The sequence below is a fragment of the Pantoea sp. JZ2 genome (assembly GCF_035191405.1).
Taxonomy (GTDB): domain Bacteria; phylum Pseudomonadota; class Gammaproteobacteria; order Enterobacterales; family Enterobacteriaceae; genus Pantoea; species Pantoea stewartii.
Genome location: NZ_CP045247.1, coordinates 60,339 through 84,216, shown reverse-complemented (window position 1 = coordinate 84,216; position 23,878 = coordinate 60,339). Strand labels below are relative to the sequence as shown.

Sequence of the window (23,878 nt, the reverse complement as noted above, 5' to 3'; positions counted from 1 at the left end):
AACGGCCTCAGAAGGTCACACCGGCACTCAGGATGACATTCGCATACGGAGAGCACTCTCCGCTGCGAATGACCGCCTGGCTACGTTGTGTTTGTTGTTTAAACTGTTCATGACTGATGTAGCGGATGGTAATGCGATTTCCCTGGTGCTGTTGCAATGCGTCGAGCACGGCGATCAGTTCGCTATGGAGCTGCGGATTGTGTTGCTTAATTTCTTCCGCGATAAAGGCGCTTTCCACCTGCATCTCATGCGTTACCGCTTCCACCACCTGCATGAAGCCTGGCGTACCCGGTATCAGTGCCAGATCGATACGCTGCGTTTCTGCCGGAATGGGCAACCCCGCATCAGCGATCGTCAACGTATCTGTATGGCCCAGGCGGGCGATAACGTAAGAGAGTTCAGCGTTTAACAGGCGACCTTTTTTCATTTTTCCACTCCAGAGCGAAACGTTTCGCTTTCTGGAGTGTATAAAAAGAAGGTTACAATTCAACCACTGGAGAAGAAATTTGTGATCGCTATCGAAACGTTTCGATATTGCCGGAGGGAATTTGAGTTAGGGACTGTTCTGAAAGGAAAACCGGACCGTCAATACGGTCCGGTCACGGGAGATTAAGGAAGCTTCTTAACCTGTTTCACATCCAGTTCAATGCTGTTGAAATCTTTATCCAGTTCACCTGTCAGCTCAACCCGATCTTTCGGCGAAACCGTGACGCCATTCCAGCGCTTATGGTCGATCTCGACCGTCATTGTGCCGCTTTCATCGCGGAACAGATAATCTTCGTTACCCGTTTGTTTTTCAAGCTGACCCCGTACGGTAATCCAGCTGTCATCTTTCATCGCTTCAGCCTGCTTCACCGTCACGACGCTGGTGTGATCGGCGTGAAAACCACCCTGCTGCGTGTGTGCTGCCGGTGCAGGCGCATTCGGGTCAACAAAACCGCCTTGTTGTGCCGCCAGTACAGGCGCAGACGCTAACAGTGTTACAGCGATAAGTGCAGCATACTTTTTCATTTCGTCACCTCTTGTCTGTGAATCCGTTCTTTCAGTGAAAGCAGTAAACCACACAGTTCTTAACAGGATCTTAAGGGGAAAATATCCTCTTTTTTTAGCCAGACTCGCTGTACAACCGCCATTTCGCTTCGTATAAATCGCTTATTAAAAGGGAGAAACGATGCGCATTTTACTGATTGAGGACGATCGCCTGATCGGCGACGGCATTAAGGCTGGACTCAGCAAGCTGGGGTTTAGCGTCGACTGGTTTGTCTCAGGCGAGGCCGGATTTCAGGCCCTGAATGCCGCCCCGTGGGATGCGGTTGTGCTTGATTTGTCCCTGCCGGAGCGTGACGGGCTGGACATTCTGCGTCAGTGGCGTCAGCAGGGCTACGATGTCCCGGTACTCATTCTGACGGCGCGCGATGCACTCGACCAACGGGTTGAAGGATTACAGATGGGCGCGGACGATTATCTGTGCAAACCCTTTGCGCTGACCGAAGTCGCCGCGCGTTTACAGGCACTGATTCGACGACGCCACGGGCAACTGCAACCCGAACTGCGTCACGGCGATGTCGTATTGATCCCCGGTAACCTCAGCGTGGTACAAAACGGGGCCAGCGTTGAACTAAAAAGCCGCGAGATGGCGCTGCTGGAACTGTTTATGCGTAACCCGGGGCGCGTGCTGACGCGCAGCCAGTTAGAAGAAAAACTTTACACCTGGGATACCGAGGTTTCGAGTAATGCGGTTGAGGTGCATATTCATCATCTGCGCAGGAAATTAGGCCAACGCTTTATTCGCACGATCCACGGCGTGGGCTATACGCTGGGGGAAAGCGAATGCGATCGATGAGCTTATTCCTGCGTATGGGCATTGGACTGATGTTGATACTCGGCATCTGCTGGGGAGCGGCCACGCTGAGCGCTCGCTACCAGACGCGCGAAACGATCAATGAGCTGTTTGATACGCAGCAACTGTTACTTGCAAAGCGCCTGCTGACGCTGAATTTCACCTCAGTGAACGAAACCTCGCTTCCCAGGAGTAAAAAAATACTGCCCCATAACCGGGGCGAACAGGATGATGATGCGCTGGCCTTTGCCGTCTTTACGCGTGATGGAAAACCGGTCCTCAACGATGGCGATAACGGCAAAGATCTTCTCTTTAATGCCGATCATCAGGGCTTTCTGAATGGTCAGCTCAGGGATGATGACGATCCCTGGCGGTTAGTCTGGCTGACCACGCCCGATCAACGCTACCGCGTAGTGGTGGGTCAGGAATGGGAATACCGGGATGACATGGCCAACGATATCGTGAAGACCAGCACGCTGCCCTGGCTGATTTCACTCCCCTTTATGCTGCTGATGTTAACGGGCCTGGTCTGGTATGAACTCCGCCCGCTAAAAAAGCTCAGCCAGCAACTGGCTCAACGCGCACCTGATGATGATGCGCCTTTACAGGCTGACCGCGTGCCGAAAGAGGTGCGCCCGGTCATTGACGCGCTGAATGGGCTGTTTGGTCGAATTCATACGATGGTGCAGCGGGAACGCCGCTTCACGTCCGATGCGGCGCACGAATTACGCAGTCCGCTGGCGGCCCTGCAGGTACAAAGCGAGGTCATCCAACTGGCCGCCGATGACGAGGCAATGCGCACGCATGCACTTCAGCAGTTGGATGCGGGCATTGTCCGGGCGACACGTCTGGTGGATCAGTTACTGACGCTGTCGCGTATTGAAGCAGAGGATGCCCGTAACGCGTTCCAGCCCGTAATGCTGAAAAAAGTGGCGCAGGAAACCCTGGCCTCACAGCTGCCGCTGGCAGAGAAAAGTGATATCCGGTTGCGCTTCAATGCTGAAGCCGATCCGGTCATTTCGGGACATCCCTTGCTGCTGTCTTTGCTGATAAGGAATCTGCTTGATAACGCCATTCGTTATACACCGCCAGGCAGCAACGTGGATCTGATTCTTCAGTCTGGAAGATTGCGAGTGGAAGATAACGGCAACCGTTTATCACCCGACGCGCTACAACGACTGGGTGAGCGTTTCTGGCGTCCGCCAGGGCAGGAGAAAAGCGGCAGTGGATTAGGTTTATCCATTGTGCGCAATATTGCCCAGTTACATGGCATGACGCTGCACTTCAGTCAGCTTCCGGAAGGCGGGCTGTGCGTCAGCCTGAGCTGGTAAAAAAAGCGCCTGACAGGCAGGCGCACGCTGTTAAATCTCGACCTGGGTACCCAGTTCAATCACCCGGTTGGGCGGAATCTCAAACTGATCGGGCGCACGTAGCGCATTGCGCTGTAGCGTCATGAACAGCTTGCCGCGCAGTCGCAGATACCATGGCCGTTTGCCGATAATCAGCGACTCATGAGACATAAAGAATGAGGTCTCCATCATGCGGCAGTTCAGTCCCTCCAGCCCACAACGATGGAAAATCTCCTCTACGTTTGGCGTTTCACGCCAGCCGTAACTGGCTACCACACGCCAGAAGGTCGGCGACAACTGTTCGATAGTCACGCGTCTGACGTTATGCACATAGGGCGCGTCTTCTGTGCGCAGTGTTAATAACACCACGCGTTCGTGCAGCACCTTATTGTGCTTAAGGTTATGCAGCATGGCAAAAGGGATCACATTTAGTGCGCGTGACATATAAACCGCCGTTCCGGGCACGCGCACAGGCGGCGATTTTTCCAGAGAAGCAATCATTGCCTCCAGAGAGTTGCCGTGTTCATGCATACGACGCAGCAAACGGAAGCGTTCACTCTTCCATGTCGTCATCACGATAAACATCATCAATGCCAGAGTCAGCGGCAGCCAGCCACCGGAGAAAATCTTGATCAGGTTGGCCGAGAACAGGGATACGTCAATGCACAGCATGGCAATCAAAATCAGTCCAACCAGATAGCGATTCCAGTGCCAGTTCATTATCGCGACGGTCGCGCAAAGCACAGAGGTCAGCACCATTGTGCCCGTGACCGCAATCCCGTACGCCGCAGCAAGATTACTCGAATGCTCAAAACCAATAATCACAATCACCACAGAGAAATAGAGCAGCCAGTTAATGATTGGGATATAGATCTGGCCTGACTCTTTTTCTGAGGTATGAACAATGCGCATGGGCGGCAGATAGCCGAGACGCACGGCCTGTCGGGTTAACGAGAATACGCCGGAAATAACCGCCTGCGAGGCGATGACGGTAGCTAACGTTGCCAGAATCAACATGGGGACGAGCGCCCAGTCGGGTGCCAGCAGGAAAAACGGGTTTTTGATCGCTTCCGGGTGTTTCAGCAACAGCGCACCCTGACCAAAATAGTTGAGCACCAGCGACGGCAGCACCACCACAAACCACGCCAGACGAATAGGAAACTTACCGAAGTGCCCCATGTCTGCATACAGCGCTTCAACGCCCGTAATCGCCAGCACAACGGCGCCAAGCGCAAAGAAGGACACCGATTTATATTCCACAAAGAAGTGCAGCGCCCAGTAAGGATTCAGCGCCTGGAGTACCTCAGGATTGTTGGCAATGCTTCGTGCGCCCAGTATTGCCAGCACGATAAACCACAGCAGCATGACCGGCGCAAACAGTTTACCGACAATCCCTGTACCGTGTTTCTGGATAATAAACAGCAGCGTAAGCACGGTGATTGCCAGCGGAACAATATAGCTGTCCAGGTTGGGCGCGGCGATTTCCAGCCCTTCAATCGCTGACAGGACGGAGACGGCTGGCGTAATCACCACTTCGCCATAGAAGAAGCTGCCGCCAATCAGTCCCATAATTACCAGCGTTGCCGTTATGCGCCCGCCCGTATGTCGGCCCGCCAACGACATCAGCGTCAGAATACCGCCTTCTCCGGCATTATCAGCACGCATAACGTAGCTGATGTATTTCAACGAGACCACCAGCACCAGCAGCCAGAAAATCAGCGAAAGAAAGCCAAAGACGGCATCCCGTTCAACGCCAAAACCAAACTGTCCCGAAAGACATTCGCGTAAGGTATAAAGCGGGCTGGTACCGATATCGCCATAGACGACCCCAATAGCCGCCAGCGTTAATCCGCCTAGTGAGTGCTTATTATCAGAGCTCATAAAATGATCTTTTGTTAGATTCTGAGAGGCGCTCAAGCCATCAAAAAGCGCACAGTATGCACGTATTCACGAAAATTTATACTCCGCCGTCAGGGTTACAGGCGGTCATCCCCTGATTTCTTGCGTTCTTATTAACATTAAAAGCCGCGCTATCGAACCTTATGAAACAAAAAAGCTGACATCGATTAACGCTTTCGCGCATCATACCCTATAGAGTATTGCGTTCGCTAAAACGCTGCGGCTCGACGATCGTAAGGACATAGATGTGATTATGGCTCAACCCCATCTTTTGGCAGAAAGAATTTCTCGGCTCAGCAATGCGTTAGAAAAAGGTTTGTATGAGCGACATCATGCCATTCGCCTTTGCCTGCTGGCCGCACTTAGCGGCGAAAGCGTTTTTTTACTTGGCCCGCCAGGTATTGCAAAAAGCCTGATTGCCCGCCGACTGAAATGCGCCTTTCAACATGCCCGTGCCTTTGAATATTTGATGACCCGCTTCTCCACACCGGAAGAAGTCTTTGGTCCCCTTTCCATCCAGGCATTGAAAGATGAAGGCCGCTATCAGAGGCTGACCAAAGGTTATTTACCGGACGCTGAAATCGTTTTTCTGGATGAGATCTGGAAAGCCGGCCCGGCCATCCTGAATACGCTGCTCACCGCCATCAACGAACGCCGCTTTCGCAATGGCGATAGCGAAGAAAAAATTCCGATGCGCCTGCTGGTCACCGCCTCGAATGAGTTACCGGAAGCCGACAGCGGACTGGAAGCCCTGTATGACCGTATGTTGATCCGCCTGTGGCTGGACAACGTGCATGAAAAACAAAACTTCCGCAGCATGCTGACCCACCAGCAGGATGAAAATGACAATCCGGTAGCCGAGTCGCTGCGCATCAGTGACGAAGAATATGTGCAATGGCAGCAAGGCATCAGTCAGGTTGCGTTGCCGGATAATGTCTTTGAACTGATTTACCAGCTACGTCAGCACCTGGAGAAGCTACCAGAGGCACCCTACATTTCCGATCGCCGCTGGAAAAAAGCCATTCACCTGTTGCAGGCCAGCGCTTTTTACAGTGGCCGCAATGCGATAGCGCCTCTCGATCTGATCCTGCTTAAGGACTGCCTGTGGCACGACGTCGCATCGATGAAAATTCTGGACAGTGAAATCGATCAGTTGATGACGCAGCACGCCTGGCAACAGCAAACGATCCTGCTGAAACTCCAGCAGCTCAAAGCGCGTCGGCTGGCGTTGCAACAGCAGCAAAGCGTCGCTGCTGCAATTACGCTGGAAAAACACAGCGGTATGTTTAGCCGTAAACCCCATTACGATTTGCCCGAAAGCTTTACCGAGGCACAGTTAACCCTGATGTTGCAGAAACCCCTTGTGCTGCACGACATGCAGGTGACGCATTTGGTGATCGAGCGCGAAGCGCTGGATCACTGGCTGCAAAAAGGTGGTGATGTGCGCGGTAAATTAAATGGCATCGGTTTTGCGCAGACGCTGGATTTGCTGGTGGATGCGCAGCACTGCCTGGCGATACGCGACGTCAGTTTGCAAACCGCCAGGCTGACATTGCCGGGTGCCAGCAGCGCCGATGCCTTGCCGCAGGAAATCAGCGACGCGCTGGATGAACTTGACGGCCAGTTGCGTCAACAGCGTCACCTTTTCAGCCAGCAGCAACGTTGCCTGTTTATCAGCGATGACTGGCTGGCACGTGTCGAAACCAGCCTGCAGGATGTGGCGGAACAGCTCAAACAGGCGCGTAAATGATCTCACTGGAGACGCTGAGTACATTGCTGTCAATCGGCGAAACGGACCTGATTGAAGAGCTTATTCTGGCCTTACTCGCGTCTCCACAGCTGGCGCTTTTCTTTGAAAAATTCCCCGGTATGAAGAAGGCGCTGCTACGTGACGTCCCTCGCTGGAAAGCCGAGATTGACGCCGAACTCAAAGCCACGCCCGTTCCCGACATGCTGGCGGAAGAATTTCAGCTGTTTCAGCGTATTCAGTTACTCAGCGATCGTGAATTTAGCCAGCAGCTTGATGAAACGCTTGCTCACCTCGAACGCCTGACATCCCCTTTCTTAGAGGAAGCTCGACGGCTGCTGCTGCATAACGATCCCGGTAATCTCAGCACCGCACAACATACCTTATTCCTGCAACGCTGGCGGCTCAGCCTCACACTGCAAACGCTCACGCTGAATGAACAACTCCTTGAGCAGCAGCGTGAACGTCTGATGGCAGAGTTGCAGCAACGTATGGCACTGAGCGGGCAGCTGGCGCCGGTACTGGCGGATGATGACGAAGCCGCAGCCGGACGCTTGTGGGATATGGGCAAAGCCCCGCTCCAGCACGGCGATTACCAGTTGATGCTGCAATATGGGGATTTTCTTGCGCAGCAGCCTGAATTAATGAAGCTGGCTCAGCAACTGGGCCGCAGCCGGGAAGCAAAGTCGGTGCCTTCACAGGATGCCCCGCTGGAAACATTCCATCATCTGGTACGCGAACCGGATGCCGTGCCGGAAGAAGTCAGCGGCATTCATCAGAGCGATGATGTGCTGCGTTTATTACCGCCTGAGCTTGCGGCATTAAGCGTCAGTGAACTGGAACTTGAGTTTTACCGCCGCCTGGTAGAGAAGCGATTACTTACTTACAAACTTCAGGGTGACGCCTGGCACGAAAAGATCACTCAGCGTCCGGTCAGCCACCAGCAGCATGAAGAACAGCCACGTGGCCCCTTTATCGTTTGTGTCGATACGTCCGGCTCGATGGGCGGTTTCAATGAGCGATGTGCAAAAGCCTTTTGCCTGGCCCTTCTCAAGATTGCGCTGGCCGATCGGCGGCGCTGTTACATCATGTTATTCGCGCATGACGTAATTGGTTACGAATTAACGGGCGATGACGGACTGGAGCAGGCCATTCGTTTTCTCAGCCAGCGTTTTCGCGGTGGCACCGACCTGGCAGCCTGCCTTTCCGCCGTCATTGCCCGCATGGAAGGGCCGCAATGGCAGGATGCGGATGCCGTCATCGTGTCTGATTTTATCGCGCAACGCCTGCCAGATGAGGTTGTGCGCAGCGTTAAACATCGCCAGCAACAGCAGCAGCAACGCTTTCACGCTGTCGCCATGTCTGCGCACGGAAAACCCGGCATCATGCGTATCTTTGACCATATCTGGCGTTTTGATACCGGCATAAAAAGCCGTTTATTGCGTCACTGGCGCCGTTAAGCCCTACGGCAGAAATTCCATTTTGCTTTATAGTAAATATCTGCAATTACTTATTCAGCAATCTGGAGTGCCCTGTGAACGCTGTTCAACACCATCATGATTTGCCAGCCCCAACCCGAACATTGCTGCTCTCTGGCCAAAACGTCGAACAAAAACGTGCCGAGCTCCTGGCTTATTTCAACCAGACCTGGGCGCTGTACGAGGATCTGTTTACCTGCCTCAACGATCAACGCGCCTGGTTTACAAAAGCGATACCGCTGCGTCATCCGCTGATCTTCTATTTCGGCCACACCGCCACCTTTTATATAAACAAGCTCATGGCAGGCCGCTACATCGACTCACGTATTGACGATCGCATCGAAGCGATGCTGGCAATAGGCGTCGATGAAATGAGCTGGGATGATCTTAATGACAGTCACTATGACTGGCCTTCAGTGGAAGCTGTACGCGATTATCGCGGCAGTGTGAAAGCACTGGTGACGCAGTTTATTGAAACGATGCCGCTGGAATTGCCTGTTAGCTGGGACAGTCCGGCCTGGGTTATTTTGATGGGCATTGAGCATGAACGTATTCATCTTGAAACATCCAGCGTACTGATTCGGCAGTTACCGGTTGAATGGGTAAAACAGCAACCACAATGGCCGGTCTGCAGCGAAGCGCGTCACGATCGCCAGTCCGTCCCGACAAACAGCCTGGTTTCTCAGCCAGGCGGACTGATTACGCTGGGTAAAACCGATGACACCTACGGCTGGGACAACGAATACGGCACGCAGCAGACCGAGCTGAAACCGTTTAAAGCCAGCAAAATGCTGGTCAGTAATGCCGAGTTTTATACCTTTATCGAAGCGGGCGGTTACCAGAACGATCGCTGGTGGGATGAAGAAGGGCTGGGCTGGCGTAAGTTTGCCAAGGCGACAATGCCGACCTTCTGGGTCGGCAACGCCGCGATGCCCGATCAGCTAAAACTGCGTTTGATGTGCGAAGAAGTGGCAATGCCATGGGACTGGCCTGCTGAGGTGAATCAGTTGGAAGCGGCCGCGTTTTGCCGCTGGAAAGCCGAGGAAACCGGAAAATCTGTGCAGTTGCCTTGCGAAGCAGAATGGTACCAGTTGCGTGAACAGGTTGAAGGCGACCAGCCAGACTGGGATCAGGCGCCGGGCAACATAAACTTGGCCTACTGGGCTTCATCCTGTCCTGTTGATCGCTTCCCACAGGGTGAGTTCTTTGACATCGTGGGGAACGTCTGGCAGTGGACGACTACGCCAACCAATGGCTTTGAGGGCTTCAAAGTTCATCCCCTTTACGATGATTTCTCGACACCTACCTTTGATGGTAAGCATTCACTTATTAAAGGTGGCAGTTGGATATCGACTGGCAATGAAGCCATTAAATCGTCACGTTATGCCTTCCGTCGCCACTTTTTCCAGCATGCCGGCTTCCGCTATGTCGTTTCTTCCCATCAGGAAACCATGGCGCTGAACCCTTATGAAACCGACAGCATGGTTTCACAATATCTCGATTTCCAGTACGGCCCACAGTATTTCGGCGTTGATAACTATGCAGAAGCGCTGGTCACACTGGCGCTGCCGCACTGTAAGAACCACGGAGAGGCACTGGATATCGGCTGCGCGACGGGCCGCGCGAGCTTTGAGCTGGCTCGTCACTTTGCGCATGTGACCGGCATGGATTACTCGGCACGCTTTATTGATGTCGCGTTACAGCTGACCACGGGTGAGGATTTCCGTTATGTCGTGCCGGAAGAAGGCGAGTTGGTTGAGTATCGTCAGGTAAGGCTTAAGGACTTTTCTGTTACCAGCGAACAGGCAAAGCGTATTCAGTTTATCCAGGGTGATGCCTGTAATATGAAACCCCAGCCTACACGTTACGATCTGGTCCTGGCATCAAATCTGATTGATCGCCTGCGCCAGCCGGCCCGGTTCCTTCATGATGTCACTCCCATGATCCGCCCGGGTGGCCTTCTGGTTCTGTCATCGCCGTACACCTGGCTTGAAGAGTTTACGCCGAAGGAAAACTGGTTGGGCGGGGTAAGGGAAAATGGCGAAGCGCTGACGACCTTACAGGCGCTACAACGCCTGCTGGCGGCAGACTTTGAGCAAATCGGTTCGCCACAGGACGTGCCGTTTGTGATTCGTGAAACCGCCCGTAAGTTCCAGCACACGCTTGCCCAGGTCACGCTCTGGCGTAAGCGTTAACCCGTGGGCAGCGGCACATGCCGCTGTCCGTTGGTTGCCAGGGCCGTTATTTTGCTGCACATTCTCCTCAGTTCATTGAAGAAAAACGATAACGAGGATGACAATGCCTGACCATCTGCAGTTGGATAATCTGGACCGGGGCATTCTGAATGCCCTGCTGGAAAATGCGCGAACCGCCTACGCCGAGCTGGCCAAACAGTTCAATGTCAGTCCGGGAACGATTCATGTACGCGTCGAAAAGATGAAGCAGGCGGGCATCATTCTGGGCACGCGGGTCGAGATCGACCCGCGTCAGCTGGGTTTTGATGTCTGCTGTTTTATCGGCATTATCCTGAAAAGCGCCCGTGATTATCCGGCAGCCCTCAGCAAGCTTGAAGCCCTGGATGAGGTCGTGGAAGCCTGGTACACCACCGGGCACTACAGTATTTTCATTAAAGTAATGTGTCGTTCTATCGATGCCCTGCAGCAGGTGTTAATCAATAAGATCCAGACCATCGACGAAATCCAGTCCACTGAAACACTGATCTCACTGCAAAATCCAATTATGCGAACCATCAAGCCCTGATCTTTCCACCGGCTTGTGCACAATCTTATCCTTTGACGATCAGCCGTCTGACAACGGCTGTATCGGGTTTATCTAAACTAATAACCTTGTTTTCCACAGGTGGATCACTGCTTGATCACAGCGTACAATACCGGCTTCACCTCAGGAGAGCACGATGGCCGACATTACGTTAATCAGTGGCAGCACCTTAGGCAGCGCCGAATATGTTGCCGAACATCTCGAAGAAAAACTGCAGGAAGCGGGCTTCTCTACGCAGATGATGCATGGCCCTGAGCTGGAAGAGGTGCCGCAGGAAGGCATCTGGCTGGTGGTAAGTTCAACCCACGGCGCCGGTGAGTTACCTGACAATCTGCAACCTTTTTATGATGCTATTAATGAAAGCCGTCCCGATCTGTCTGCCGTCCGTTTTGGGGCTGTTGGCATTGGCAATCATGAGTACGATCTGTTTTGTGGCGCCATCCGCAATATTGATGCTCTGCTGATTGCCTGCGGCGCGCAGCGTATCGGTGAACGACTGGAAATCGACATTCTCGAACATGAGATCCCTGAAGATCCGGCTGAAGAATGGGTGATGACCTGGAAATCCGCGATCTGAGCGGGTGTGGGATCGTGAAATAATGACGATCCCCAGCAGATAATATTGTTTTTCGTCGGATCCTGCTGTTTGTTTTGTGGATAACTACCCTGCTTTTCTGCGTATAACCGGTAGTTATCCAAAGAACAACCGTAGTTTACTTTCTGAGCTGTGGATAAGGACCTGTTTTGATCCCAGCTTATACGGATCGGGATCACCGATCATTCACAGGTATCGATCCTCGCTACCGACTTGTTTCCTTTGAGGTTTCCGCAGATATCCACAAGGCATGGCGATCCTAATAAGAGATCTAACAGAGAGATCATATAAAGAATAAAGATCTTATCTTTTAAACCTGACGATCCCGCTGCTTTCGCCTCAGCCATAATTTCAGTAGAATCCACCGCCCAGAGAGAACGATCTCTGACTATTCATCAACGAGGTACCACTTCATGTTTTATCAAGATCCTTTTGACGTCATCGTTATTGGTGGTGGTCATGCGGGCACGGAAGCTGCCATGGCAGCAGCCCGAATGGGTCAGCAAACCCTGTTACTGACCCATAACATTGATACGCTGGGACAAATGTCCTGCAATCCGGCGATCGGTGGTATCGGCAAAGGACATTTGGTAAAGGAAGTGGATGCCTTAGGCGGTTTGATGGCCAGCGCGATCGACCAGGCCGGCATTCAGTTTAGGATACTAAACGCCAGTAAAGGCCCTGCTGTTCGGGCAACGCGTGCGCAGGCCGACCGCGTGCTTTACCGTCAGGCTGTGCGTACAGCACTGGAGAATCAGCCCAACCTGATGATCTTCCAGCAGGCCGTCGATGATCTCATCGTTGAAAACGATCGTGTCGTCGGTGCTGTGACGCAAATGGGCCTGAAGTTCCGTGCCAAAACCGTTGTGTTAACCGTGGGCACGTTCCTTGACGGGAAAATTCATATCGGGCTGGATAACTACAGCGGTGGACGCGCGGGTGATCCCCCTTCTATCCCGCTGGCGAAACGTCTGCGTGCGTTACCCTTACGTGTTAATCGTCTGAAAACCGGCACACCGCCGCGTATTGACGCACGTAGCATCGACTTCAGCGTGTTATCGCCGCAGCATGGTGACAACCCCATGCCTGTGTTTTCGTTCATGGGAAGCGCGTCACAGCATCCTCAGCAGGTTCCGTGCTGGATCACCTATACCAATGAAAAAACGCATGATGTGATCCGCGATAACCTCGATCGTAGCCCGATGTATGCCGGGATCATCGAAGGGATCGGCCCACGCTATTGCCCTTCGATTGAAGACAAAGTCATGCGCTTTGCCGATCGCAATTCGCATCAGATTTTCCTTGAGCCTGAAGGGCTGACCAGTAACGAGATCTACCCGAACGGTATCTCCACCAGCCTGCCATTCGATGTGCAGATGCAGATCGTACGTTCTATGCAGGGTATGGAAAATGCAAAAATCGTGCGCCCGGGCTATGCCATTGAGTATGATTTTTTTGACCCACGTGATCTGAAACCCACGCTGGAAAGCAAATTTATTGCCGGTCTGTTCTTTGCTGGCCAGATCAACGGCACCACCGGTTACGAAGAAGCGGCGGCCCAGGGCTTGCTGGCAGGCCTGAATGCGGCAAGACAGTCTGCTGATAAGGAAAGCTGGGCGCCACGTCGTGACCAGGCCTATCTGGGCGTGCTGGTGGACGATCTTTGTACGCTCGGCACCAAAGAACCGTATCGCATGTTTACCTCGCGTGCTGAATACCGTTTGATGCTGCGTGAAGACAACGCCGATTTGCGTCTGACGGAAATGGGTCGCGAACTCGGTCTGGTGGATGATGCGCGCTGGGCGCGCTTTAACCAGAAGCTGGAAGCGATCGAGCAGGAGCGTCAGCGACTGCGTGATATTTGGGTCCATCCTAAATCCGCAAACATCGCCGACGTGAATACCGTAACCAGCGCACCGTTGACGAAAGAAGCGAGCGGTGAAGATTTGCTCCGTCGTCCTGAAATGACCTACCTGAAACTGATGACGCTGGAAGCATTTGGCCCGGCGTTAACCGATGAGCAGGCTGCTGAGCAGGTCGAAATCCAGGTGAAATACGAAGGTTATATTGCGCGCCAGCAGGAAGAGATTGAACGTCAGCTGCGAAACGAAAATACATTACTGCCTGCGACGCTGGATTATCGTCAGGTCAGCGGTCTGTCCAATGAAGTTATCGCCAAGCTGAACGATCATAAACCCACGTCAATTGGTCAGGCGTCACGCATTTCAGGCATTACGCCTGCGGCAATCTCGATTTTACTTATTTACCTGAAAAAACAAGGTCTGTTGCGCAAAAGCGCCTGATCTGAACCGGGGCGGGCTTACCCGCCCCCGCTGACTGGACTTATGCTGTGATCAACAAACTCACTTCGCTGCTGCAAGCGGCAAACATTTCTCTTACCGATCAACAAAAACAGCAACTGGTAGCCTACGTCGGGCTGCTGGATAAATGGAATAAAGCCTACAATCTGACGTCCGTACGGGATCCCCAGCAGATGCTGGTGCGCCATATTCTGGACAGCATTGTGGTTGCGCCGCATCTTAAAGGTGCCCGCTTTATCGATGTCGGGACAGGGCCGGGCTTACCTGGTATTCCTCTGTCCATCGTCATGCCTGATGCGCATTTCACTTTACTGGACAGCCTCGGTAAGCGTGTGCGTTTTTTACGGCAGGTCCAGCATGAACTCGGTTTGACCAATATCACGCCAGTGCAGAGCAGGGTAGAGGACTTTCCTGCAGAGCCGCCATTTGACGGCGTCATCAGCCGTGCTTTTGCCTCCCTGGACGATATGGTGAGCTGGTGCCACCACTTACCGGCGGAAGACGGCCACTTTTATGCTCTTAAAGGCGTACGGCCTGATGATGAAATTGCCAACCTGCCTGCGGGCTATGCGCTTGATAGCGTGGTTGCATTGCGGGTACCTCAGCTTGAGGGTGAACGTCACCTGGTCATTATCGGACGTGAATAGCTGAAGTTTGCACCGTGCGCGACGACGAGGCACGGTGCACGTGTTACCAAAGATGCGGTAGGGCGACATTTGTCTCATCGGTTATTTCACCTCGCAATGTTAAATACCCACCCGGAAATTATCTGAAAAACTTTTTCACATTTAACTTTTAATTCACAACTTTTTATCAAAATAATCACGCATTCCTGGAATTTTCCAGGTGTGAATCACCCATTATCCGGTTAAACGGCAATGAAATGTGGTCACGGGGAATAAGCATTTTACGATTCTGAACCCGTCTTCGATGTCAATAGACCCTTTTTATCGCTATTACGAAAAAATGAGGCGGTAATTCTTTTTAAGTGACTGTCCATAAAGGGTTTATTTATTGATTCTTAGCTCAGGTAATTACAGGACGATAAAACCTGCTACGGTGCGAATGCTTATTATGTGATCTAAAGCACGCTTTAAAACAGCATGACGACCGAACTTTTCGGCGTGTAATTCGTAACGACCTGCTCTCTATCTTTGGAAAAATAGTCCTTCGGAAAGAAATTTAGATAATTGTTCACCTTTTCGTTACTTAACGATTGAAATCACAGGTGCGGCCCGTATAATTTGCACGGCTTTTGCTACTTGACTCAAATGCACAAAGGCAGTCTTATACGACACGCGACATACCCCTAAAGGGGCAGGAGAGTATCAGCGTCATGTCAGTGTCTCTTTACAGTGTAAAATACGCCCGAACGGTGCTGATGATTCAGTTAGTGACCATTGTCATCGTCGGTGTTCTCTTTTTTGCCCTGAAAGATATGACCTGGGGCGCCTCTGCACTTGCTGGCGGCGTGGCAGCCTGGCTGCCGAACGTGTTGTTCTTGTTTATAGCCTGGCGCCTGCAAGGGCAAACCCCGGCATCGGGGCGCGTCGCATGGAGCTTTGCTTTGGGTGAAATAGCCAAAGTGTTCGCGACCATTATTTTGCTCATTGTGGCGTTGGGTGTATTCGATGCGGTCTTTTGGCCGGTCGGAGTAGCCTGGTTATCGGTGCTGGTCGTACAGATGTTGGCACCGGCGGTAATTAACAACAAAGGGTAAGAGGCATCATGGCTGCAGGAGAAATCTCTACTCCGCAAGAGTACATTGGTCACCACCTGACTCATCTTCAGTTGGACCTGCGTACCTTCGAGTTAGTGAATGCTCACGACGCTCCCGCGACGTTCTGGGTATTAAATATCGATTCCATGTTTTTCTCTCTGGTGCTGGGAGTTATCTTCCTGGTGTTGTTCCGTAGCGTGGCGAAAAGCGTCACCAGCGGTGTGCCAGGGAAAATGCAGGCGGCTATCGAGCTGGTTGTCGGTTTCGTTGATAGCAACGTGCGCGACATGTATCACGGTAAAAGTAAACTTATCGCCCCGCTGGCTCTGACAATTTTTGTCTGGGTCTTCCTGATGAACTTCATGGATCTGCTGCCAATCGATCTGCTGCCGTATATCGGTGAGCATTGGTTAGGCCTGCCAGCGCTTCGCGTTGTGCCGTCCGCAGACGTGAACATCACGTTATCTATGGCGTTGGGCGTCTTTATTTTGATTCTGTTCTACAGCATCAAAATGAAAGGCATTGGCGGCTTCACGAAAGAGCTGACGCTGCAGCCTTTTAATCACCCGATCTTTATCCCCATCAACCTGATTCTGGAAGGTGTTAGCCTGCTGTCCAAACCGGTTTCTCTCGGTCTGCGACTGTTCGGTAACATGTATGCGGGTGAACTGATCTTTATCCTTATTGCCGGTCTGTTGCCGTGGTGGTCACAGTGGGTTCTGAATGTGCCGTGGGCCATTTTCCACATCCTGATCATTTCGCTACAGGCTTTCATCTTCATGGTCCTCACGATTGTCTATCTGTCGATGGCATCTGAAGAACATTGATTTTTTTCTCAACAATACGCGTTTAACTGAAACAAACTGGAGACTGTCATGGAAAACCTGAATATGGATCTGCTGTACATGGCTGCCGCTGTGATGATGGGACTGGCGGCAATCGGTGCTGCGATCGGTATCGGCATCCTCGGAGGAAAATTCCTGGAAGGCGCTGCTCGTCAGCCTGACCTGATTCCTCTGCTGCGCACGCAGTTCTTTGTTGTAATGGGTCTGGTGGATGCAATCCCAATGATCGCTGTTGGTCTGGGCCTCTACGTGATGTTTGCTGTCGCCTAAAGCCCTGTGTTCACTCTGCGCCCGGCGCAGGCGTGAACGGATTCTGCCGTTTATCACTGATAGCGGCAGAAAAGTTTACTACTTAATTAGAGGCATTGTGCTGTGAACATTAATGCAACAATCCTCGGCCAGGCCATCGCGTTCATCCTGTTTGTCGCGTTCTGCATGAAGTACGTATGGCCGCCGATTATGGCTGCCATCGAAAAGCGCCAGAAAGAAATTGCTGAAGGCCTTGCTTCTGCTGAACGCGCGAAGAAAGATTTGGATCTCGCGCAGGCTAATGCGACCGACCAGCTGAAAAAAGCGAAAGAGGAAGCTCAGGTCATTATCGAGCAGGCGAACAAGCGTCGCACGCAGATTCTGGACGAAGCCAAGACTGAAGCTGATAACGAACGTACTCGCATCGTGGCACAAGCGCAGGCTGAAATTGACGCCGAGCGTAAACGTGCACGTGAAGAACTGCGTAAGCAAGTCGCGTTGCTGGCAATGGCTGGCGCCGAGAAGATCATCGAACGTTCCGTGGATGAAGCTGCTAACAGCGACATCGTTGATAAACTGGTCGCTGAACTGTAAGGAGGGAGGGGCTGATGTCTGATCTGATTACTGTAGCTCGCCCCTACGCCAAAGCAGCTTTTGACTTTGCTGTTGAGCATCAAAGTATTGAACGCTGGCAAAAGATGCTGGCGTTTGCCGCAGAAGTGGCTGCCAATGAACAGATGGCTGACCTGCTTTCCGGTGCGTTAGCACCTGAAGCGCTGGCTGCCTCGTTTAACGCAGTCTGTGGTGATCAACTGGATGAACCCGCGCAGAACCTGATTAAGGTGATGGCGGAAAACGGACGTTTGACAGCGCTTCCAGCTGTACTGGCGCAATTCATTCAACTTCGGGACGCGTATGAAGCGACGGCCGAAGTGGATGTCATTTCTGCCAGCACGCTGAGTGACGACCAGCTGACTAAAATCAGCGCCGCGATGGAAAAACGTCTGTCACGCAAAGTTAAGCTGAATTGCAAAATTGATAAGTCTGTGATGGCAGGCGTGATCATCCGTTCGGGTGATCTGGTGATTGATGGCAGCGTACGCGGCCGTCTTGACCGTCTGGCAGACGTCTTGCAGTCTTAAGGGGACTGGAGCATATGCAACTGAATTCCACCGAAATCAGCGAACTGATCAAGCAGCGCATTGCTCAGTTCAATGTCGTGAGCGAAGCTCACAATGAAGGTACTATTGTTTCTGTAAGTGACGGTATCATCCGCGTACACGGCCTGGCCGATGTAATGCAGGGTGAGATGATTTCCCTGCCGGGAAACCGTTACGCTATCGCCCTGAACCTCGAGCGTGACTCTGTAGGTGCCGTGGTGATGGGTCCGTATGCTGACCTGGCCGAAGGCATGAAGGTCAAGTGTACTGGCCGTATTCTGGAAGTACCGGTTGGCCGTGGCCTGCTTGGCCGCGTGGTGAACACCTTGGGTGCACCTATCGATGGTAAAGGCGCAATCGACAACGACGGCTTCTCGCCAGTCGAAGTGATTGCACCCGGTGTTATCGATCGTCAGTCCGTAGACCAGCCTGTTCAGACGGGTTACAAATCTGTCGATGCGATGATTCCAATCGGCCGTGGCCAGCGTGAGCTGATCATCGGTGACCGTCAGACCGGTAAAACCGCGATGGCAATCGACGCCATCATCAACCAGCGTGATTCAGGCATCAAGTGTGTCTACGTTGCGATTGGTCAGAAAGCGTCAACCATTTCTAACGTGGTACGTAAACTGGAAGAACACGGTGCGCTGTCTAACACCATCGTTGTTGTGGCTTCTGCATCTGAGTCTGCTGCACTGCAGTACCTGGCTCCGTATGCGGGTTGCGCCATGGGCGAATACTTCCGTGACCGCGGTGAAGATGCGCTGATCGTATACGATGACCTGTCTAAGCAGGCTGTTGCATACCGTCAGATTTCTCTGCTGCTGCGCCGTCCACCAGGTCGTGAAGCATTCCCGGGCGACGTGTTCTATCTCCACTCTCGCCTGCTGGAGCGTGCATCACGCGTTAGCGCTGACTACGTTGAGCGCTTCACCAATGGTGAAGTAAAAGGCCAGACCGGTTCTCTGACCGCACTGCCTATCATCGAAACTCAGGCGGGTGACGTTTCTGCGTTCGTTCCGACCAACGTAATCTCGATTACTGATGGTCAGATCTTCCTGGAATCTAACCTGTTCAACTCCGGTATCCGTCCGGCTGTTAACCCGGGTATCTCTGTATCCCGTGTAGGTGGTGCTGCTCAGACCAAGATCATCAAGAAACTGTCCGGTGGTATTCGTACCGCGCTGGCACAGTACCGTGAACTGGCTGCATTCTCCCAGTTTGCGTCTGATCTGGACGATGCAACCCGTAAACAGCTGAGCCACGGTCAGAAAGTGACCGAGCTGCTGAAGCAGAAACAGTATGCGCCGATGTCTGTCGCGCAACAGGGTCTGGTTCTTTTCGCAGCGGAACGCGGCTATCTGAACGACGTTGAGCTGGCAAAAATTGGTAGCTTCGAAGCGGCTCTGCTGGCGTTCGCAGATCGCGATCACGCCGAGCTGATGGCTGAAATCAACCAGTCTGGTAACTTCAATAACGACATCGAAGAGAAGCTGAAAGGCCTCCTTGAGACGTTTAAAGCAACCCAGTCCTGGTAATGTCTGGCGGCTTGTCTGAAAAGGCAGGCCGCAAGGCTTTGAGGAGAAGCTAATGGCCGGCGCAAAAGAAATACGTACCAAGATTGGAAGCGTAAAAAATACGCAGAAGATCACCAAAGCGATGGAAATGGTCGCCGCCTCCAAAATGCGTAAAACGCAGGAACGCATGGCGGCCAGCCGTCCGTATGCAGATACCATGCGCAAAGTGATTGGTCACCTTGCGTTAGGCAATCTGGAATACAAGCACCCTTACCTGGATGAGCGCGACGTTAAGCGCGTCGGCTACCTGGTCGTTTCGACTGACCGCGGGCTTTGTGGTGGTTTGAACGTTAACCTGTTCAAAAAATTGCTGGCAGAGATGAAGGCCTGGTCCGACAAAGGCGTACAGAGCGATCTGGCCATTGTGGGATCGAAAGGCGTGTCATTCTTCGGCGCTGTTGGTGGCAATGTAGTGGCACAGGTCACTGGCATGGGCGATAAGCCTGCGCTGTCTGATCTTATTGGCCCGGTAAAAGTGATGTTGCAGGCCTACGATGAAGGCCGTATCGACAAGCTGTACATTGTTAACAACAAGTTCAACAACACCATGTCTCAGACTCCGACCATTACCCAACTGCTGCCGTTACCGCCAGCGGAAGGTGAAGAAGAGATGAAGGCGAAGACCTGGGATTACCTGTACGAGCCCGATCCGAAAGCGCTGCTGGATACGCTGCTGCGTCGCTATGTCGAATCGCAGGTTTATCAGGGTGTGGTGGAAAACCTGGCCAGTGAGCAGGCCGCACGTATGGTGGCAATGAAAGCTGCAACCGATAACGGCGGAAATCTGATCAAAGAGCTGCAGTTGGTTTACAACAAAGCTCGTCAGGCCAGCATCACCCAGGAACTTACCGAGATCGTCTCGGGAGCCTCCGCGGTTTAACCAGGTTTGGAATTAGGTAGAGGATTCAAGATGGCAGCTGGAAAGATTGTCCAGATTATCGGCGCCGTAGTTGACGTCGAATTCCCTCAGGATGCAGTACCGCAAGTGTACAGCGCTCTTGAGGTTAAGAATGGTGATGCTCGTCTGGTGCTGGAAGTTCAGCAGCAGCTGGGTGGTGGCGTAGTGCGTACTATCGCCATGGGTACTTCTGACGGCCTGAAGCGCGGTCTGGAAGTTGCCGACCTGAAAAAACCGATCCAGGTACCGGTTGGTAAAGCAACCCTCGGCCGTATCATGAACGTGCTGGGCGAGCCTATCGACATGAAAGGCGACCTGAAAGAAGAAGATGGCAGTGCAGTAGAGGTTTCCTCTATTCACCGCCCTGCGCCTTCTTATGAAGAGCAGTCTAACTCGCAGGAACTGCTGGAAACCGGCATCAAGGTTATCGACCTGATGTGTCCGTTCGCGAAGGGCGGTAAAGTCGGTCTGTTCGGTGGTGCGGGTGTGGGTAAAACCGTAAACATGATGGAGCTGATCCGTAACATTGCGGCTGAGCACTCAGGTTACTCGGTATTTGCCGGCGTAGGTGAGCGTACTCGTGAGGGTAACGACTTCTACCACGAAATGACTGACTCCAACGTTATCGACAAAGTTGCGCTGGTGTATGGCCAGATGAACGAGCCGCCGGGTAACCGTCTGCGCGTTGCACTGACCGGTCTGACCATGGCGGAGAAATTCCGTGATGAAGGCCGTGACGTTCTGCTGTTCATCGACAACATCTACCGTTATACCCTGGCCGGTACAGAAGTCTCTGCACTGCTGGGTCGTATGCCATCTGCGGTAGGTTATCAGCCAACGCTGGCAGAAGAGATGGGTGTGTTGCAGGAGCGTATTACCTCCACCAAAACCGGTTCAATCACCTCCGTACAGGCCGTTTACGTCCCTGCGGATGACCTGACTGACCCGTCACCGGCAACTACCTTTGCTCACTTAGACTCAACAGTCACCCTGAGCCGTCAGATCGCCTCTCTGGGTATCTACCCAGCCGTTGATCCGCTGGACTCAACCAGCCGTCAGCTGGATCCACTGGTTGTGGGTCAGGAGCACTACGATGTTGCACGTGGCGTACAGTCACTGCTGCAGCGTTATCAGGAACTGAAAGACATTATCGCCATCCTGGGTATGGACGAACTGTCTGAAGAAGACAAACTGCTGGTGGCACGTGCGCGTAAGATTCAGCGCTTCCTGTCTCAGCCTTTCTTCGTAGCAGAAGTGTTCACCGGTTCTCCAGGTAAATACGTGACGCTGAAAGACACCATCCGTGGCTTTAAAGGCATCATGGAAGGTGAATTTGACCACCTGCCAGAGCAGGCCTTCTACATGGTTGGTGCCATCGAAGAAGCGGTCGAAAAAGCGAAGAAACTGTAATAACGGTTTCCCAGGAGGAAAATTATGGCTATGACTTATCACCTGGATGTTGTCAGTGCAGAGAGCCAACTGTTCTCTGGTCTGGTACAGAAAATTCAGGTGTCAGGTAGCGAAGGTGAACTGGGGATTTTCCCTGGCCACGCCCCGCTGCTGACTGCCATTAAGCCTGGAATGATCCGTATCGTGAAACAGCACGGCGAAGAGGAGTTTATTTACCTCTCTGGCGGCGTGCTGGAAGTGCAGCCTGGCAGCACTACCGTTCTGGCCGATACCGCTATTCGCGGTACCGATCTGGACGAAGCGCGTGCCCTGGAAGCAAAACGTAAAGCAGAAGAGCATATGAACAGCAGCCACGGCGACGTGGACTATGCTCAGGCTTCTGCAGAACTGGCGAAAGCCATTGCCAAACTGCGCGTGATCGAGCTGACCAAAAAAGCGATGTAATCCGGCTTTATGCGTCACGAAATGCCAGCCCATTGGGCTGGCATTTTTTTTATCTGAAGCCCGGATAGCGGGATAATAGCTAATTTCGGAACGAGAAAAATGTAGTAATCTCAGTGCTAAATCGTTTAACGTTCCTCAGTCAAAAATCAGTCAGGATAGATATGTCTAACAGTGCGATGAGTGTGGTGATTCTTGCGGCTGGCAAGGGCACCCGTATGTATTCCGATCTGCCAAAAGTCTTGCATACGCTGGCAGGTAAACCGATGGTTCAGCACGTCATTGATGCCGCAAAAGGGCTGGGTGCGCAACAGGTTCATCTGGTTTACGGACACGGCGGTGACCAGCTCAAAGCCACGTTAACCGACAGTGCCGTTAACTGGGTGTTGCAGGCAGAACAACTCGGTACCGGGCATGCCATGCAGCAGGCAGCTCCGCACTTTGCAGACGACGAAGACATCATGATGCTTTATGGTGATGTTCCGCTGATTTCTGAAGAGACATTACAACGTCTGCGCGACGCGAAGCCGGAAGGCGGGATTGGACTGTTAACCGTCGTACTGGATAACCCTACGGGCTACGGCCGCATCGTGCGTGAAAATGGCACCATCGTCGGCATTATTGAGCAGAAAGATGCCAGCCCTGCGCAACTGGCCATTAATGAAATCAATACTGGCATCCTTATCGCTAACGGTGGTGATCTAAAACGCTGGCTGGCAAAACTTACCAATAATAATGCTCAGGGTGAATATTACATCACCGACATCATTGCCCTGGCGCATCAGGAAGGTCGGGTCATCAATGCGGTACACCCGGCACGCAATAGCGAAACTGATGGCGTAAACAACCGTCTGCAACTGGCAACTCTCGAGCGCACTTACCAGCAGGAGCAGGCAGAAAAACTGCTGCTTGCGGGCGTTATGCTACGCGATCCGGCACGCTTCGACCTGCGCGGCACGCTGCAGCATGGTCGGGACGTTGAGATCGACGTCAATGTCATTATTGAAGGCCAGGTAACGCTGGGCAACCGGGTCAAAATTGGTACGGGCTGCGTCATTAAAAACAGCGTCATCAGCGATGATTGCGAGATTAGCCCCTATTCGGTGATCGAGGATGCGAATCTGGCCACTGACTGTACGGTCGGCCCGTTCGCGCGTTTACGTCCCGGCAGTGAACTGGCCCAGGCCGCCCACGTCGGCAATTTTGTTGAAATGAAAAAAGCCCGACTCGGGAAAGGCTCTAAAGCAGGTCACCTGTCTTATCTGGGTGATGCGGAGATCGGTGCCAATGTGAATATCGGTGCAGGGACGATTACCTGCAATTACGATGGCGCAAACAAATTCAAAACCGTTATTGGTGACAATGTATTTGTTGGCTCGGATACGCAGTTGGTCGCACCGGTGAGTGTGGCAGCAGGCGCAACGATTGCCGCCGGAACAACGGTGATGAAAGACATTTCCACTGCCGATCTGGTCTATAACCGTAAAGAGCAGAATCACAAAGCCGGCTGGCAGCGCCCGCAGAAGAAAAAATAATTTTTACGGCCCGGGCTAAACGGGCCGCTTGCAGTA

General features: G+C 52.6%; 22 protein-coding genes. 19 read left to right on the top strand and 3 right to left on the bottom strand.

The window, feature by feature from the left end; genetic code table 11:
• Positions 1 to 7 precede the first annotated feature (7 nt).
• Positions 8 to 427: a D-ribose pyranase gene (gene rbsD, locus GC087_RS00385; RefSeq protein ID WP_006121185.1), complete on the bottom strand. Its 420-nt coding sequence runs from the start codon at positions 425 to 427 to the stop codon at positions 8 to 10.
• A 182-nt stretch (positions 428 to 609) separates the two neighbouring features.
• Complete coding sequence (locus tag GC087_RS00380) at positions 610 to 1,011, bottom strand: YgiW/YdeI family stress tolerance OB fold protein (RefSeq protein WP_006121186.1); 402 nt, start codon at positions 1,009 to 1,011, stop codon at positions 610 to 612.
• Positions 1,012 to 1,171: 160 nt separating this feature from the next.
• Between GC087_RS00380 and qseB the strand changes: the two genes are divergently transcribed.
• Both qseB and qseC read left to right on the top strand, forming a co-directional pair.
• Entirely contained in the window at positions 1,172 to 1,843 is a 672-nt protein-coding gene (qseB, locus tag GC087_RS00375; protein ID WP_006121187.1) for a quorum sensing response regulator transcription factor QseB, read from the top strand.
• Entirely contained in the window at positions 1,831 to 3,171 is a 1,341-nt protein-coding gene (gene qseC / locus GC087_RS00370; protein ID WP_324029410.1) for a quorum sensing histidine kinase QseC, read from the top strand. The genes qseB and qseC overlap by 13 nt, the downstream gene beginning before the upstream one ends.
• A gap of 30 nt (positions 3,172 to 3,201) precedes the next feature.
• Here the strand turns inward: qseC and kup are convergent, their stop codons facing one another.
• The gene (gene kup / locus GC087_RS00365) at positions 3,202 to 5,070 is read right to left on the bottom strand and encodes a low affinity potassium transporter Kup (protein WP_006121188.1); all 1,869 of its coding nucleotides are present in this window, start codon (positions 5,068 to 5,070) and stop codon (positions 3,202 to 3,204) included.
• 271 nt (positions 5,071 to 5,341) lie between these two features.
• Here kup and ravA point away from each other — a divergent pair, with 271 nt between their 5' ends.
• The 17 genes from ravA to glmU all read left to right on the top strand — a co-directional run bounded on the left by ravA (position 5,342) and on the right by glmU (position 23,842).
• Positions 5,342 to 6,838: an ATPase RavA gene (gene ravA / locus GC087_RS00360; RefSeq protein ID WP_033737396.1), complete on the top strand. Its 1,497-nt coding sequence runs from the start codon at positions 5,342 to 5,344 to the stop codon at positions 6,836 to 6,838.
• Entirely contained in the window at positions 6,835 to 8,295 is a 1,461-nt protein-coding gene (gene viaA, locus GC087_RS00355) for an ATPase RavA stimulator ViaA (RefSeq protein ID WP_033737214.1), read from the top strand. The genes ravA and viaA overlap by 4 nt, the downstream gene beginning before the upstream one ends.
• A 74-nt stretch (positions 8,296 to 8,369) precedes the next feature.
• Positions 8,370 to 10,508 (top strand): 5-histidylcysteine sulfoxide synthase, encoded by a 2,139-nt coding sequence (gene ovoA, locus GC087_RS00350; RefSeq protein WP_324029408.1) that lies wholly within the window; start codon positions 8,370 to 8,372, stop codon positions 10,506 to 10,508.
• A 103-nt stretch (positions 10,509 to 10,611) separates the two neighbouring features.
• Positions 10,612 to 11,073, top strand: coding sequence for a transcriptional regulator AsnC (gene asnC / locus GC087_RS00345; protein WP_006121192.1), 462 nt, complete (start codon positions 10,612 to 10,614; stop codon positions 11,071 to 11,073).
• 154 nt (positions 11,074 to 11,227) lie between these two features.
• Positions 11,228 to 11,668, top strand: a complete 441-nt coding sequence (gene mioC / locus GC087_RS00340) for an FMN-binding protein MioC (RefSeq protein ID WP_054634784.1) — start codon at positions 11,228 to 11,230, stop codon at positions 11,666 to 11,668.
• Between the two features lie 431 nt (positions 11,669 to 12,099).
• Positions 12,100 to 13,989, top strand: a complete 1,890-nt coding sequence (gene mnmG / locus GC087_RS00335; protein WP_324029406.1) for a tRNA uridine-5-carboxymethylaminomethyl(34) synthesis enzyme MnmG — start codon at positions 12,100 to 12,102, stop codon at positions 13,987 to 13,989.
• Positions 13,990 to 14,036: 47 nt separating this feature from the next.
• Complete coding sequence (gene rsmG / locus GC087_RS00330; RefSeq protein WP_006121195.1) at positions 14,037 to 14,654, top strand: 16S rRNA (guanine(527)-N(7))-methyltransferase RsmG; 618 nt, start codon at positions 14,037 to 14,039, stop codon at positions 14,652 to 14,654.
• A gap of 689 nt (positions 14,655 to 15,343) precedes the next feature.
• Positions 15,344 to 15,727, top strand: coding sequence for a F0F1 ATP synthase subunit I (gene atpI, locus GC087_RS00325; protein ID WP_006121196.1), 384 nt, complete (start codon positions 15,344 to 15,346; stop codon positions 15,725 to 15,727).
• Between the two features lie 8 nt (positions 15,728 to 15,735).
• Positions 15,736 to 16,554: a F0F1 ATP synthase subunit A gene (gene atpB / locus GC087_RS00320; protein ID WP_033737226.1), complete on the top strand. Its 819-nt coding sequence runs from the start codon at positions 15,736 to 15,738 to the stop codon at positions 16,552 to 16,554.
• A 48-nt stretch (positions 16,555 to 16,602) separates the two neighbouring features.
• Positions 16,603 to 16,842, top strand: a complete 240-nt coding sequence (atpE, locus tag GC087_RS00315; RefSeq protein WP_003849523.1) for a F0F1 ATP synthase subunit C — start codon at positions 16,603 to 16,605, stop codon at positions 16,840 to 16,842.
• A 102-nt stretch (positions 16,843 to 16,944) separates the two neighbouring features.
• Positions 16,945 to 17,415 (top strand): F0F1 ATP synthase subunit B, encoded by a 471-nt coding sequence (gene atpF, locus GC087_RS00310; RefSeq protein ID WP_013023933.1) that lies wholly within the window; start codon positions 16,945 to 16,947, stop codon positions 17,413 to 17,415.
• A 14-nt stretch (positions 17,416 to 17,429) separates the two neighbouring features.
• Positions 17,430 to 17,963 (top strand): F0F1 ATP synthase subunit delta, encoded by a 534-nt coding sequence (atpH, locus tag GC087_RS00305; protein ID WP_006121199.1) that lies wholly within the window; start codon positions 17,430 to 17,432, stop codon positions 17,961 to 17,963.
• 14 nt (positions 17,964 to 17,977) lie between these two features.
• Positions 17,978 to 19,519 carry a F0F1 ATP synthase subunit alpha gene (atpA, locus tag GC087_RS00300; RefSeq protein WP_028725331.1) on the top strand — a complete coding sequence of 514 codons (1,542 nt, stop codon included), beginning with the start codon at positions 17,978 to 17,980 and terminating at the stop codon, positions 19,517 to 19,519.
• A 52-nt stretch (positions 19,520 to 19,571) separates the two neighbouring features.
• A complete protein-coding gene (gene atpG, locus GC087_RS00295) occupies positions 19,572 to 20,438 on the top strand; it encodes a F0F1 ATP synthase subunit gamma (RefSeq protein WP_006121201.1) in 867 nt (288 codons plus the stop codon).
• A 30-nt stretch (positions 20,439 to 20,468) separates the two neighbouring features.
• Positions 20,469 to 21,866 (top strand): F0F1 ATP synthase subunit beta, encoded by a 1,398-nt coding sequence (atpD, locus tag GC087_RS00290; RefSeq protein ID WP_006121202.1) that lies wholly within the window; start codon positions 20,469 to 20,471, stop codon positions 21,864 to 21,866.
• A gap of 24 nt (positions 21,867 to 21,890) precedes the next feature.
• The gene (locus tag GC087_RS00285; RefSeq protein WP_013023936.1) at positions 21,891 to 22,310 is read left to right on the top strand and encodes a F0F1 ATP synthase subunit epsilon; all 420 of its coding nucleotides are present in this window, start codon (positions 21,891 to 21,893) and stop codon (positions 22,308 to 22,310) included.
• A gap of 161 nt (positions 22,311 to 22,471) precedes the next feature.
• Positions 22,472 to 23,842, top strand: a complete 1,371-nt coding sequence (gene glmU / locus GC087_RS00280) for a bifunctional UDP-N-acetylglucosamine diphosphorylase/glucosamine-1-phosphate N-acetyltransferase GlmU (protein ID WP_110268684.1) — start codon at positions 22,472 to 22,474, stop codon at positions 23,840 to 23,842.
• The last annotated feature ends 36 nt before the right edge of the window (positions 23,843 to 23,878 follow it).

What these genes read in the sequence shown, in the direction of transcription:
- atpE (WP_003849523.1), top strand. Translation starts at nt 16,603, where the DNA reads ATGGAAAACCTGAATATGGATCTGCTGTACATGGCTGCCGCTGTGATG.
- atpB (WP_033737226.1), top strand. Translation starts at nt 15,736, where the DNA reads ATGGCTGCAGGAGAAATCTCTACTCCGCAAGAGTACATTGGTCACCAC.
- rbsD (WP_006121185.1), bottom strand. Translation starts at nt 427, where the DNA reads ATGAAAAAAGGTCGCCTGTTAAACGCTGAACTCTCTTACGTTATCGCC.
- kup (WP_006121188.1), bottom strand. Translation starts at nt 5,070, where the DNA reads ATGAGCTCTGATAATAAGCACTCACTAGGCGGATTAACGCTGGCGGCT.
- mioC (WP_054634784.1), top strand. Translation starts at nt 11,228, where the DNA reads ATGGCCGACATTACGTTAATCAGTGGCAGCACCTTAGGCAGCGCCGAA.
- qseC (WP_324029410.1), top strand. Translation starts at nt 1,831, where the DNA reads ATGCGATCGATGAGCTTATTCCTGCGTATGGGCATTGGACTGATGTTG.
- qseB (WP_006121187.1), top strand. Translation starts at nt 1,172, where the DNA reads ATGCGCATTTTACTGATTGAGGACGATCGCCTGATCGGCGACGGCATT.
- atpD (WP_006121202.1), top strand. Translation starts at nt 20,469, where the DNA reads ATGGCAGCTGGAAAGATTGTCCAGATTATCGGCGCCGTAGTTGACGTC.
- GC087_RS00380 (WP_006121186.1), bottom strand. Translation starts at nt 1,011, where the DNA reads ATGAAAAAGTATGCTGCACTTATCGCTGTAACACTGTTAGCGTCTGCG.
- ravA (WP_033737396.1), top strand. Translation starts at nt 5,342, where the DNA reads ATGGCTCAACCCCATCTTTTGGCAGAAAGAATTTCTCGGCTCAGCAAT.
- atpG (WP_006121201.1), top strand. Translation starts at nt 19,572, where the DNA reads ATGGCCGGCGCAAAAGAAATACGTACCAAGATTGGAAGCGTAAAAAAT.
- viaA (WP_033737214.1), top strand. Translation starts at nt 6,835, where the DNA reads ATGATCTCACTGGAGACGCTGAGTACATTGCTGTCAATCGGCGAAACG.
- atpA (WP_028725331.1), top strand. Translation starts at nt 17,978, where the DNA reads ATGCAACTGAATTCCACCGAAATCAGCGAACTGATCAAGCAGCGCATT.
- glmU (WP_110268684.1), top strand. Translation starts at nt 22,472, where the DNA reads ATGTCTAACAGTGCGATGAGTGTGGTGATTCTTGCGGCTGGCAAGGGC.
- atpI (WP_006121196.1), top strand. Translation starts at nt 15,344, where the DNA reads ATGTCAGTGTCTCTTTACAGTGTAAAATACGCCCGAACGGTGCTGATG.
- asnC (WP_006121192.1), top strand. Translation starts at nt 10,612, where the DNA reads ATGCCTGACCATCTGCAGTTGGATAATCTGGACCGGGGCATTCTGAAT.
- mnmG (WP_324029406.1), top strand. Translation starts at nt 12,100, where the DNA reads ATGTTTTATCAAGATCCTTTTGACGTCATCGTTATTGGTGGTGGTCAT.
- atpH (WP_006121199.1), top strand. Translation starts at nt 17,430, where the DNA reads ATGTCTGATCTGATTACTGTAGCTCGCCCCTACGCCAAAGCAGCTTTT.
- GC087_RS00285 (WP_013023936.1), top strand. Translation starts at nt 21,891, where the DNA reads ATGGCTATGACTTATCACCTGGATGTTGTCAGTGCAGAGAGCCAACTG.